Raw genomic sequence first — 12,729 nt, 5'->3', positions numbered from 1 at the left:
CGCTGCGGGCGATGTCTGACGTTCTGGGCGATATCGCTGTCGTCATGGTCTTCGTCCTGGTCGGCGGTTTCTTCGCCATGTCGGAAATGGCGCTGGTGTCACTGCGCGAGGGGCAGATCCCCAGACTCGCTGAAAAGGACCCGCGCCGGGGTGCGCGCCTTCAGCGTCTCGTGCATGATCCCAACAGGTTCCTGGCAGCCGTTCAAGTCGGCGTAACGATGGCGGGCTTCCTGTCGGCGGGGTTCGGAGCATCTCAGATCTCGCCCGCTATCAGTCCGGTCCTTGAGAACCTCGGAATGGCTGACACGGTGGCTCGCACGGTCGCCTTCGTCGCTGTGACGATCCTGATCGTGTACTTGTCGATGGTCCTGGGCGAGCTCGTGCCTAAGAGGATCGCCCTTCAGAACGCTGAACGGGTCGCCCTGCGAGTAGCCGGCGCTATCGACTGGGTGGCCCGGATCGCGCGGCCGTTCATTTGGCTGGTGTCGGTGTCAACGGATGGCTTGGTCCGACTGGCGGGGGGCGATCCCAAGGCCAGCAAAGCGCTGATAACAGAAGAGGAACTGCGCGGGTTGGTGGCCGCGCACACTGATCTGACTGACCAGGAGCGCGAGCTCATCGACGACGTCTTCGCGGCGGGTGATCGTGAGCTCAGGGAAGTGATGGTCCCAAGGACGGAGGCCACGTTCCTGCCCGAGACAACGCTGATCGGCGAGGCGGCGAAGATGGCCGCGCGCATGCCGCATTCTCGTTACCCGATCATCCGGGGATCCGCGGACGACATCGTCGGGTTCATTCACGTCAGGGACCTGTTGGATCCCGCCTTGACGACACAGTCGAAGCGCATTGGCGGGTTGGTCCGAGAGGTCATGAGGTTCCCCTCCAGCAAGCGTGTGATCCCGGCTCTCAACGAAATGCGCACCGCCGGACACCACATGGCCATCGTCGTAGACGAATACGGGGGCACAGACGGAATCGTCACTCTGGAGGACCTTGTAGAGGAACTTGTCGGGGAGATCCACGACGAGTACGACGAAGCCGCATACTCGGCGCCGAGTCAAGCAGGGGGCGCGCGGCAGTTCGATGGACTGATGAACCTGGACGAGTTCGAAGAAGCCTCAGGCATCGAGCTTCTCGAAGGACCCTTCGAGACGCTGGCGGGCTTCCTGGTCGCTCGCCTTGGGCACGTGCCCCAGGTGGGTGATTCGGTCCAGGAGCTTGGCCACAAGTTCACTGTCGAGAGTCTTGACGGCCGCCGAGTGGACTTGGTGCTCGTGGAGCCGGTCGAGTCCGATGACCTGGAAGGGCCCGAACCTGACCCAGGCGGCGGTTCGGCAGAATGGCCGTCATGAGCCCCGGTCCGCCTCCGCCAGCGGCAGGGGAGCGAGCACGCGTGCTGTCAGGGATTCAACCGACCGCTGACTCGTTCCACGTCGGCAACTACCTTGGGGCGCTGGCTAACTGGGTCAGCATGCAGGACGACCATGAGGCCTTCTACTGCGTGGTTGACCTGCACGCGATAACGATGCCGCATGAGCCCGATGTCCTACGTCGTCGCACACGTGGTGCCTATGCGCAGCTGTTGGCTCTGGGACTGGATCCGGGCGTCTCGACTGTTTTCGCGCAGAGCCAGGTGCCCGAGCACACGGAATTGAGCTGGGTGCTGCAATGCCTGACGGGGCATGGCGAAGCGGCGCGGATGACCCAGTTCAAGGACAAGTCGCGCAGGGGCGGTCTGGACCGGGCCACAGTCGGCCTTTTCACCTACCCGATCCTTCAAGCGGCTGACATCCTCGCCTACAAGGCCCAGTACGTCCCCGTGGGCGAGGACCAGCGGCAGCACCTGGAGTTGACCAGAACCCTCGCGCAGCGGTTTAACTCCAGGTACGGCGAGCTGTTCGTGGTGCCGAAGCCACACATCGCCAAGCACGCCGCTCGCATCCTGGACCTGCAAGATCCGACATCGAAGATGAGCAAGTCATTGCCTTCTGGGTGCCTGTTCTTACTCGATCCGCCAGGGACGATTGAGAAGAAGATCAAGCGCGCTGTGACCGATTCCGTTGGCGTGGTGAACCTCGACCCTGTCAATCAGCCTGGCGTGGCCAACTTGCTGACCATACTTGCGGCGTTCTCGGGTCGTACGGTCGCCGCGGTGGCGGCTGAGTACGCGGACTTGGGCTATGGCCAGCTCAAACGAGCCGCGGCTGAAGCCGTGATCGGGTTCGCGGAGCCGTTCGCGCAGCGCGTTGCCGGATACCTAGAGGATCCGGCCGAGCTTGATCGGATGATGCTGCGAGGCGCCAGCCGGGCACGGACCGTGGCCGGACCGACAGTTCGGCAGGCCTACGTCAGGATTGGACTTCTTCCACCGGCCGAGTAGTCCCAGTGGCTAATCGCTGAACATCAGGGCGCGTTTGACCTGTTGGATCGCTGTGGTGACTTCGATGCCACGGGGGCACGCGTCTGTGCAGTTGAAGGTAGTCCGGCAGCGCCAGGCGCCTTCGGAGCTGTTGAGAATCCGCAGGCGTTCGGCGCCAGCCTCATCGCGGCTGTCGAATATGAAGCGGTGGGCGTTGACGATGGCGGCGGGACCGAAGTACTGATCGTCGAGCCAATAGACGGGGCAGGACGTGGTGCACGCCGCACACAAGATGCACTTGGTCGTGTCGTCAAAGACAGCGCGCTGCTCCACCGACTGCAGGCGTTCCATAGTCGGCTCTTCCCCAGTCGTGATCAGGAAGGGCTTCACGGAACGGTAGGCGGCCAGGAACGGCTCCATGTCAACGATCAAGTCCTTCAGGACAGTCAGGCCCTTGATTGCCTCGATCTTGATTGGCTTGCCCGTGTTGAGGTCCTTCACGAGCGTCTTACACGCCAGGCGGTTGCGGCCGTTGATTCGGATCGCGTCGGATCCGCAGATCCCATGGGCACATGATCTGCGGAACGTGAGCGTGCCGTCCTGCTCCCACTTGATCTTGTTCAGTGCGTCGAGGATCCGGTCCGTCGGGAAGACCGAAACTGTGAAGTCCTGCCAGAAGTGACTGTCCGACACGTCTGGGTCGAACCTGCGGATCCGGAATCGCACGTCGTAGGCGACCTGGTCCGGAATGTTTGTCTCGTGCAGGCTCTGGGCCTCTTCGGCTTCCTCGGCTGGTGCGGGTGTTTGTGTTGTCATCAGTACTTACGCTCCATCGGCTGGTAGCGGGTCACGGTCACGGGCTTGTAGTCCAGGCGAACACATGCCGCCTCGCCTTCCGAGGTATCCCGGTAGGCCATGGTGTGCCGCATGAAGTTCACATCATCGCGTGACCGGTAGTCCTCGCGGGCGTGACCGCCGCGGCTCTCCTTCCGGGCCAGCGCCCCGGTGACCAGCACCTGGGCCAGGTCGAGCAGGAAGCCGAGCTCGACAGCCTCCAGTAGGTCCGTGTTGTAGCGCTTGCCCTTGTCGTCCACCGTGGCGTTGCGGTACCTGCTCTTGATCTCATCGATCTCCGCGAGGGCAAGTCGCAGGGTTTCCTCGGTTCTGTAGACCGCGGCGTTGAGGTCCATCGTTGTCTGCATCGCGTGGCGCAGCTCGCCGACGCGTTCGGAGCCGCCACCGTTCAGAAGATGATCCAGCATCGATTCAACCGCTGACGCGGGGTCGTCAGGCAGAGCAACCCAGTCGCTCGCCAGGGCATGCTCTGCCGCGGCGATCCCGGCCCTGCGGCCGAAGACGTTGATATCGAGCAGCGAGTTGGTGCCAAGGCGGTTGGCGCCGTGTACCGAGACGCACGCGCACTCCCCGGCGGCGAAGAGCCCGGGAACAACGCTGGTGTTGTCGCTGAGGATCTGCGCCTCGACGTTGGTTGGGATACCGCCCATGGCGTAGTGAGCGGTTGGGCACACCGGCACGAGCTCGGTCACAGGGTCAACGCCCAGGTATGTCCGGGCGAACTCGGTGATGTCGGGCAGTTTCTCCTCGATCAGGTCCTTGTCCAGGTGCGTCAGATCCAGGAACACGTAGTTCTTGTGCGGGCCGGCACCGCGTCCCGCGCGCAGTTCCTGCACCATCGCCCTGGAAACCATGTCCCTTGGGGCCAGGTCCTTGATCGTCGGCGCGTAGCGCTCCATGAACCGTTCACCGGTTGAGTTACGAAGGATGCCGCCTTCGCCGCGCGCGCCTTCGGTCAGCAGGACTCCGAGCCCGGCCAAGCCCGTTGGGTGGAACTGGAAGAACTCCATGTCTTCCAGTGGAAGCCCGCGCCGGTAGACGATGGCCATTCCATCTCCGGTGAGCGTGTGCGCGTTGGACGTGACGTTGTAGACCTTGCCGAATCCGCCTGTGGCGAAGATGACGCTCTTGGCCTGGAAGACGTGCAGCTCGCCTGTGGCCAGTTCATAGGCGACGACACCGGCGCAACGCCCCTCTGAGAGCAACAGATCCAGCACGTAATACTCGTCGAAGAACTTGACTCCCTGCTTGACGCAGTTCTGGAACAAGGTCTGCAGGATCATGTGACCCGTCCGGTCTGCCGCGTAGCAGGCCCGGCGCACGGCGGCCTCTCCGTGTCCGCGGGTGTGGCCGCCAAACCGGCGCTGATCGATGCGTCCCTCCGGGGTGCGGTTGAAGGGAAGGCCCATCTTCTCCAGGTCGAGTACCGCGTCGATCGCCTCTCGGCACATCGTCTCGGCGGCGTCCTGGTCTACTAGGTAGTCACCGCCTTTGACCGTGTCGAAGGTGTGCCACTCCCAGTTGTCCTCCTCGACATTGGCCAGCGCCGCGCACATCCCTCCCTGGGCCGCACCAGTGTGCGACCGGGTCGGGTACAGCTTCGTTAGTACCGCGGTGCGAGTGCGCTGTGATGACTCAAGGGCCGCGCGCATCCCGGCGCCGCCGGCGCCGACGATGACAACGTCATACTTGTGGATCTGCATGCGAGCTCCCTCAGGCCAGGTTCGGGTCGAAAGTGAAGATCACAAGCGTCCCGAGCGCGACTGTCGCGATCGCGGCGACGTACAGCACGGTTCGTAGCCAGAAGCGGACCCTGCCGCTGGTGGCGTAGTCATTGATGATGACTCGCATTCCGTTGCTGCCGTGGAGCATGGCGAGCCAGAGCATCGTCACATCCCACATTTGCCAGAACGGGTTGGACCAGCGCCCCGCCACGAAAGCGAAGTTGATTCTTTGAACCCCTCCGTCGAGGACGTTCATGATCAGCAGGTGTCCCAGCACGAGGAACACCAGGACGATCCCCGAGATCCTCATGAAGACCCAGGAGGTCATCTCGCGGTTGCTCTTTGAAAGCCCTGAAGCAGCTTGGACGCTCATGAAACACTCCCGAACAAAGTCTCAACGGTGTGCCGGAGCATGAAGTACGCGGCGGGCGCCATGACCAAAACCCAGATCGTCACGATCGACCACAGCATTGGACGTTGATATCGGGGGCCCTTTGACCAGAAGTCAATCGTGATGATCCTCAGGCCGTTGAGCGCGTGGAACAGCACGGCCGCCACTAGCCCGACTTCCAGGAGGTTGACGATGGGCGTCTTGTATGTGGCGATTACATCGTCGTAGGAGTTCGCAGACACACGCAGCAGCGCCGCGTCAAGCACGTGAACCAGAAGGAACAGGAAGACTGCGACGCCCGTGATGCGGTGGGCGACCCACGACCACATGCCAGGTCCGCCCCTATATAACGTGCCGGAATTGGCGAATGCCACGGGCGCCTCCACTCGCGAAATGACTAGAAGTATCGCCGCCATCGTAGCCACGTGCCGGTCGCATTCCCGTCAACGGCATGGCGCGATGTTCTTCGCACCGCTTGGGGCAGGGTCTGATCCGTGATGCTCCGCGCCGGGTCGCGGTTCTAGAGTGTGGGTATGACATCGGACCGAATCCCGCTGCTGGCGGGGTTCCCGAGGTTCGGCAGAGCTGACTGGCGGGAGTTGGCTGCGGCCACGCTGAGCGGGGACGGTGGCCCGGTCGACGCCGACGAAGTCGAGCGCCTAATGATGACGCCCACTGATGACGGCTACGTCGTCCAAGCTCTCTACACCGCCGCTGACCTCGCGCCCTTGACCCTCCGACCCGCTCCACCCCCGCAGCGGCTGTCGTCCGGCCGATCGCGCTGGACTATCAGGCAGCGTCACTGGGGCAGCTCGGAAGTGGCGGAAGCGGTCGCTGACGACTTGTCCAACGGTGTGCAGCAGATCTGGCTGACCTTGTCAGGCGCCGGGCCGACTCCGCGAAGACTCCGCAAGATCCTGCGTGAGATTGACTTGAGCCGGACGGCCGTGACTCTGGAGGGGTTCGACCGTGGGGAGCAGGCGGCCCGCCAGTTGCTAGGCGCGGTTCCGGCAGGCGGTGACTTCGCTGACGGCACGTCACTGGGGCTCGATCCCTATGGTCTGCTGGCGGGGACCGGACGGACGGGCGACCTCGATAGGGTGGCGGATCTCGCGCGAGAGGCGGAAGCTCGCGGGATCCTGGCGTTCTCGATCGACGGCACCGTCTACCACGACGCGGGTGCGTCGTTTGGGGACGAGTTGGGCCTAACGTGTGCGGCGGGTCTGGAGGCTATGCGACTCATGCTGGCCTCCGGGCTCAAGGTTGACGATGCGGCCAAGCTCCTGGAATTTCGAGTAGCCGCCACCGACGACCAGTTCGCCACGATCGCCAAGCTGCGCGCCGCGCGCTTGATTTGGAATCGGGTCCTGCAGGTCCTTGGGGCGGGGGGCAGCTCAAGACTGCGTCTCCACGCTGTGACGTCGTGGGCGATGCTGACGAAGCGGGATCCATGGGTGAACGTGGTTCGGAATTGCGTAGCCGCCTTCGCCGCGGGCGTCGGAAACGCCGACGCGGTGACGGTGCTGCCCCACACCACAGCGGTGGGCAGGCCTGACGAGTTCGCACGGCGCGTTGCCAGGAACACTCAACATCTTCTGCTCTGCGAATCCCGAGTCGGGTTCGTCTCGGATCCCGCCGCTGGCTCCTGGTACGTGGAGAGCCGCACGAGGCAGATGGCTGAAGCCGCCTGGGCGATCTTGCAGGACGTCGAAGGAGTCGGCGGGCTGCGCGCCGCCATCGAGTCTGGTCTTGTCGCTTCGCGGATCTCCAGGACTAGAGGGTTGCGCGCCGATCGGGTCGCGCAGCGTCGGTCACCTATCACCGGCGTGAGCGAGTTTCCTGGCGATGATCTTGTGCCGAAGTCACCAGGCCCAGCTTTGAGGCGCCCATCGGGTGGGCTGCCGCAGACTCGGTATTCGCAGGAGTGGGAAGAGTTGAGGGACCGCAGCGACGCGGCTGCCGCGCGAGGCTCTCGGCCGAAGGTCCACCTAGTCACGCTCGGGTCGCGAGCCTCTCACAAGGCCCGGCAGTCGTTCGCCGCGAACCTATTCGTCGCGGGCGGGATCGAGTGCGTAGTAGTCCCCTTCGCACCCGGCAGACGGCTGGGATTCCCCCGGCGTTCTCCTGTCGTCGCGTGCTTGTGCGGGTCCGACACCGTCTATCAGGAACAGGTCACGGCGGCGGCGCTGGCTTGCCGGGAGGCTGGGGCAAGGCTGGTTTGGTTGACCGGTCAACCCGGAGACCGGGTGGAAGTGGACGGCGCTGCGGGTATCGACGCCTACGTGTTCGCGCACTGTGACGGCGTCGCGACTCTGCGACGTGCGATGTCAGCGCTGGGGGTGCGGTGATGGCCACGATCCCATCGTTTTCGAATGTCCCGCTGTGGACAGATTCCGGAAGCCGAACCGATGCCTCTGGCGACTCGCGCGCAGTGTGGCAGACGCCCGAGAGGATCGATGTCAAGTCCGAATACGGCCCGCAGGACGTTGAAGGCTTGGACTTCCTAGACACCTATCCGGGGCTGCCCCCGTTCTTGCGCGGTCCGTATCCGACCATGTACGTCACGCGCCCGTGGACGATTCGACAGTACTCGGGCTTCTCCACGGCTGAGGAATCCAACGCCTTCTACCGCCGCAACCTGGCCGCGGGGCAGAAGGGGCTGTCGGTTGCGTTCGATCTGCCGACGCACCGGGGATACGACAGCGATCACCCACGGGTTGCCGGTGACGTTGGCATGGCAGGGGTCGCCATCGACTCGATCCTGGACATGAGGCAGCTGTTCGAAGCGATCCCACTGGACAAGATGAGCGTGTCGATGACGATGAACGGCGCGGTCCTTCCCATCATGGCGCTGTACATCGTCGCGGCCGAGGAGCAGGGGGTGAAGCCGGAGCAGCTGGCCGGCACGATCCAGAACGACATCCTCAAGGAGTTCATGGTCCGGAACACCTACATCTATCCGCCTGACCCCAGCATGAGGATCATCTCCGACATCTTCGCGTACGCCTCGGCGAAGATGCCGCGCTTCAACTCCATATCGATCTCGGGCTATCACATTCAGGAAGCTGGTGCTACCGCTGATCTCGAGCTGGCGTACACGCTGGCCGACGGGGTTGAGTACGTCAGGGCCGGCCTGGCTGCCGGACTTCCGATCGACAAGTTCGCCCCTCGGCTCTCGTTCTTCTGGGGTGTCGGGATGAACTTCTTCATGGAGGTTGCCAAGCTGCGTGCCGCGCGGATGCTGTGGGCAAGGCTCATGCGGGGTTTCGAGCCGAAGGACCCCCGGTCGTTGTCGCTGCGTACGCACTGCCAGACCTCGGGATGGTCGCTCACGGCTCAGGACGTGTTCAACAACATCGGGCGCACGACGATCGAAGCTATGGCCGCCACGCAGGGGCTGACACAGTCTTTGCATACCAATGCGCTGGACGAAGCGCTGGCTCTGCCTACGGACTTCTCGGCGCGGATCGCCAGGAACACCCAGCTGCTACTCCAGGAGGAGTCGGGCACGACGCGGGTGATCGACCCATGGGCGGGGTCGTACTGCGTGGAGCGGCTCACGTACGACCTGGCGGTGCGGGCACTACACCACATCGAGGAAGTTGAGGCGGTCGGCGGTATGGCCAAGGCGATCGCCGAGGGTACGCCGAAGTTGCGTATCGAGGAAGCCGCGGCCAGGACTCAAGCCCGGATCGACTCCGGGAAGCAGCCGGTCATCGGCGTGAATCTTTACCGCTCTGAGCATGACCGTCCAGTGGAGGTTCTGAAGGTCGACAACACCGCGGTCCGGGCGGAGCAGCTGGCTAAGCTGGAGCGGTTGCGATCGGATCGGGACCAGGCGGGGCTGGCGGTGTCGCTCGACGCGCTCACGGCCGGGGCGCAGGCCGTCAAGGACGGCACTAGAGGGTCTGGGCTCGACCAGAATCTGCTGGCATTGTCGGTCGTGGCCGCACGCGGCGGTGCGACTGTGGGGGAAATGTCCGACGCGCTCGAGCGTGTGTTTGGTCGTCACCGCGCCAGCATCCGTACTATCACGGGCGTGTACCGAGAAGAGGCTGGCCGCACGGCTGACATCGAGCGTGTGCGTGATGAAGTGGCCGAATTCGCTGAGAGGGAAGGGCGCCAGCCACGGATCCTGGTCGCGAAGATCGGGCAGGACGGCCATGACAGGGGGCAGAAGGTCATCGCAGCCGCGTTCGCCGACCTAGGCTTCGATGTCGATGTCGGGCCGTTGTTCGCGACGCCAGCCGAGGTCGCCCGCCAGGCCATCGAAGCTGACGTCCACGTGGTAGGCGTCTCATCATTGGCGGCTGGCCACCTGACCTTGGTTCCCGAACTGCGAGATGCGCTGAAGGAGCTGGGCAGGCCCGACATCTTGATCGTCGTCGGGGGAGTGATTCCGGCGGGCGACTTCGAGGCGCTGAAGGAGGCGGGTGCGGCCGCGATCTTCCCTCCTGGGACCGTCGTTCCGAAGGCGGCCGAGGAACTGCTCTCAGACTTGGATAGCCGGGCCCCCGAGTGACCGGCAGTCCTTCGGGTGCGCGTGAGCGGCCGCCGCTCGACGAGTTGGTCGCGGGCGTGCGTGGCGGCGACCGCAATTGCATCGCACGCTCGATCACTCTTCTCGAATCGACCCAGCGCGATGACAAGTTGGCCGGTCAGGAGCTGCTCGCGGCCCTGCTGCCTTCGTCCGGTAGCGCGATCCGAGTGGGCATTTCGGGAGTGCCAGGAGTTGGCAAGTCGACGTTCATCGACGCGATGGGCGTGTTGTTGACCGCGGAGGGCCAGCGGGTGGGCGTGCTGGCCGTGGATCCGTCCAGCGCTCGGACATTCGGCAGCGTGCTCGGTGACAAGACGCGGATGGATCGGTTAGCCGCTGACCCGGGCGCCTTCATCCGGCCGTCACCCAGCGCTGGGACCCTCGGGGGAGTTGCCAGAGCGACGAGAGAGTCGATTGTTGTGCTGGAGGCGGCCGGTTTCGATGTGGTTCTTGTTGAGACGGTTGGAGTGGGCCAGTCCGAGGTCGCTGTGTCGCGGATGGTCGACACGTTCCTGCTGCTGGCAATGTCACGCATGGGTGATCAGCTCCAGGGGATCAAGCGCGGGATCATCGAGTTGGCCGATGTCATCGCGGTCAACAAGGCCGACGGCGCTCATGAGGCCGAAGCCCGGCACGCCGCGGGCGAACTTTCCGGTGCGCTACGCATTCTGGGAGGCCCGGGGAGTGGATGGCGGATCCCGGTCCTGACATGCAGTGCCCTCAAGGAGCGCGGGCTCGCGGAAGTCTGGCAGGCCGTCCTGGAGCATCGAAGCTACATGCAGGCCGAAGGCCTCCTGGATATCAAGCGCCGCGAGCAGGCCGTGTCGTGGATGTGGGCGACGATCCGCGACCGACTGGACAGCGACTTCCACGCCGATCCAGCTGTCCGGGGCTTGCTCGGCGACGTGGAGGCTCAAGTCGCGTCTGGGGCGGTTGCTCCGGGGCGCGGCGCCGAGTTGCTGATGCGAGCTTTTCGTCCAGATGGGGGCAGGCCCTAGAGAACCGCCTTTGGCGCACCTCCTGCGGCTATCCTGAGCGACCATGAACGCGACGGGGGCGCTGTGACGCCCAGGGCAGGGCTGACTGCTCGTGGCGACTGGTTCGCCATCGGTGGCTACGCGATGGTTGCCGCGTCGACCCAGATGCTGTGGCTGTCCTTCGCGCCCGTGACAACTCAGTCGGCGAGTTTCTACGGGGTAAGCACAGACGCCGTGGGGTTCTTGTCGATCATCTTCCCGCTGGTGTACGTGGTAGTCGCGATCCCATCCGGGCTGCTGCTGGATCGATGGCTTCGGCCCGCCCTAATCGCGGGCGGCTTACTCACGGCGGGTGGTGGGTTGATCCGCGTTCTGGACACTCGAAGTTTCGCGTTCGCCATGTTGGGCCAAGTGGCCGTTTCGCTCGGACAACCGCTGGTGCTGAACGCGGTTGCCAAACTCAGCATCAGCTACCTGCCCCGTCGGCAGCGCGCGACTGGTATAGCGGTGGGTTCGGCTGCGCTCTTCGTCGGCATGCTGCTCGCTTTCGTGTGCGGAGCGGTTTGGGGAACCGACATCCCGCTGCTGCTCGGGATACAGGCCGCCTTCGCCGTAGTGGCGGTCGCGGTCATGGTCGTCGCGCTGTCGCGCCCTGGTCGTTTCGCTGCGGAACTCGACTCTAGTGACATCGGAAGCATCGAGTCGGCGGCCGGGCGTCCGCTGCGCACAGCTTGGGCCGATCCGGTCATCCGGCTGCTGGTGCTGCTGATCGCCGTCGGCAACGGGGTCTTCGTGGCGCTGACTACGTGGGTTCAGCCGCTGCTCAGCCCGGCCGGAGTCGCGGCGAGTTCCGCAGACCTGATGCTGGCCATCATGGTGACGGCGGGAGTGGTCGGCGCTGTTGTTCTGCCCCCCATGGCCGCGAAGCGCGGCAATCAGACAACGTGGATGCTCCTGGCAATCACCGTGGTCGTGCTGGCCTGCCTCGCGCTGGCCATTTCACCCACGGTCTGGGCGGGATTCACGGTCTCGGCACTCATCGGGTTCCTCCTGCTCGCGATGCTGCCAATCGTGCTGGATCTGGTCGAGAAACGTGCGGGCAAGGCGGCCGCTACAGCCACAGCCCTGGTGTGGCTGGCCGGTAACGCCGGCGGGGTCGCGGTCTCGGCGCTGGTCGGAACGTTGGTGGAGTCACCCGCTTCGGCGTTCTTGTTGATGGCCGTGATCGCGTTGGCGTTCGGTATGCCAGTCGTCGTGGCACTGCGCAAGCGCCTGTCCGGCGCCAGTCCCTCCTCAGCGGTCCCCTGACCAGCGCCGTCAGGCCGACGGAGGGAATCGCGGTCGTGCCCGGTTCCCGCGGGGGTCGCGCCCGCGCGCGGCTAGGGCGGGGGTCTTCGCCATCGGTGTCGCGGTGTTGGGGTGACGGTCCACCACGGCTGGGATGGATCGCCCGCAGAGGGTTCCCCGACCTCGGGTTGGCCCGCCTCGGGTTGGCCCGCCTCGGGTTGGCCCGCCTCGGGTTGGCCCGCCTCGGGTTGGCCCGCCTCGGGTTGGCCTGGATCGGTGTCGCGTGTCAGTTCCCACCGGCCGAGGTCGAGTTGACGATGATGCGGCCAACAAACGCTGGCCAACGAATCCAGGTCGGTCGCGCCTCCCAGGGACCACGCGGTGACGTGATGCGGCTGGGTGTGTTCAGGTCCCACATCACAGCCCGGGATCACACACCCCCCGTCTCGCACAGCTAAGGCCCTGCGCTGCGCTGGGGTCGCAAGACGTACCGAACGCCCCACCGCCACAGGCTGTAGTTGAGTCAAACCGAAACGGTTCAACAACGAGCGTGGATCCACTGGTTCGCGAGGCTCAGCGATCACGGGAGTGATCTG

The 12,729-nt window shown here is 64.6% G+C and carries 10 protein-coding genes; 6 read left to right on the top strand and 4 right to left on the bottom strand.

All coding sequences use genetic code 11. The features are described 5' to 3' along the window. Window positions 1-11: 11 nt before the first annotated feature. Complete coding sequence (locus Q8P38_12655; GenBank protein MDP4015451.1) at window positions 12-1,352, top strand: hemolysin family protein; 1,341 nt, start codon at window positions 12-14, stop codon at window positions 1,350-1,352. Further along, window positions 1,349-2,380, top strand: coding sequence for a tryptophan--tRNA ligase (trpS, locus tag Q8P38_12650; GenBank protein MDP4015450.1), 1,032 nt, complete (start codon window positions 1,349-1,351; stop codon window positions 2,378-2,380). Before Q8P38_12655 ends, trpS begins: the two co-directional genes overlap by 4 nt. A gap of 9 nt (window positions 2,381-2,389) precedes the next feature. Here the strand turns inward: trpS and Q8P38_12645 are convergent, their stop codons facing one another. The 4 genes from Q8P38_12645 to sdhC are packed head-to-tail and all read right to left on the bottom strand — an operon-like array spanning window position 2,390 to window position 5,703. Then, window positions 2,390-3,175 (bottom strand): succinate dehydrogenase iron-sulfur subunit, encoded by a 786-nt coding sequence (locus Q8P38_12645; GenBank protein MDP4015449.1) that lies wholly within the window; start codon window positions 3,173-3,175, stop codon window positions 2,390-2,392. After that, window positions 3,175-4,917 (bottom strand): succinate dehydrogenase flavoprotein subunit, encoded by a 1,743-nt coding sequence (gene sdhA, locus Q8P38_12640; GenBank protein MDP4015448.1) that lies wholly within the window; start codon window positions 4,915-4,917, stop codon window positions 3,175-3,177. The genes Q8P38_12645 and sdhA overlap by 1 nt, the downstream gene beginning before the upstream one ends. Before the next feature lie 10 nt (window positions 4,918-4,927). Then, on the bottom strand, window positions 4,928-5,311 hold the full coding sequence (locus Q8P38_12635) for a succinate dehydrogenase hydrophobic membrane anchor subunit (protein MDP4015447.1): 384 nt from the start codon (window positions 5,309-5,311) through the stop codon (window positions 4,928-4,930). Further along, window positions 5,308-5,703 (bottom strand): succinate dehydrogenase, cytochrome b556 subunit, encoded by a 396-nt coding sequence (gene sdhC / locus Q8P38_12630; protein MDP4015446.1) that lies wholly within the window; start codon window positions 5,701-5,703, stop codon window positions 5,308-5,310. Before sdhC ends, Q8P38_12635 begins: the two co-directional genes overlap by 4 nt. A gap of 159 nt (window positions 5,704-5,862) precedes the next feature. On the opposite strand from sdhC, the gene Q8P38_12625 reads away from it, so the two are divergent. From Q8P38_12625 to Q8P38_12610, 4 genes are all read left to right on the top strand, one after another. Continuing rightward, complete coding sequence (locus Q8P38_12625) at window positions 5,863-7,677, top strand: methylmalonyl-CoA mutase family protein (GenBank protein ID MDP4015445.1); 1,815 nt, start codon at window positions 5,863-5,865, stop codon at window positions 7,675-7,677. Next, entirely contained in the window at window positions 7,677-9,851 is a 2,175-nt protein-coding gene (gene scpA, locus Q8P38_12620) for a methylmalonyl-CoA mutase (protein ID MDP4015444.1), read from the top strand. The genes Q8P38_12625 and scpA overlap by 1 nt, the downstream gene beginning before the upstream one ends. Next, complete coding sequence (gene meaB / locus Q8P38_12615) at window positions 9,848-10,867, top strand: methylmalonyl Co-A mutase-associated GTPase MeaB (GenBank protein ID MDP4015443.1); 1,020 nt, start codon at window positions 9,848-9,850, stop codon at window positions 10,865-10,867. Before scpA ends, meaB begins: the two co-directional genes overlap by 4 nt. A gap of 63 nt (window positions 10,868-10,930) precedes the next feature. Continuing rightward, window positions 10,931-12,154: an MFS transporter gene (locus Q8P38_12610; protein ID MDP4015442.1), complete on the top strand. Its 1,224-nt coding sequence runs from the start codon at window positions 10,931-10,933 to the stop codon at window positions 12,152-12,154. Window positions 12,155-12,729: the final 575 nt, after the last annotated feature.

Source organism: Candidatus Nanopelagicales bacterium (assembly GCA_030700225.1).
GTDB lineage: Bacteria > Actinomycetota > Actinomycetes > S36-B12.
This window is presented reverse-complemented; position numbering and strand designations above follow the sequence as displayed.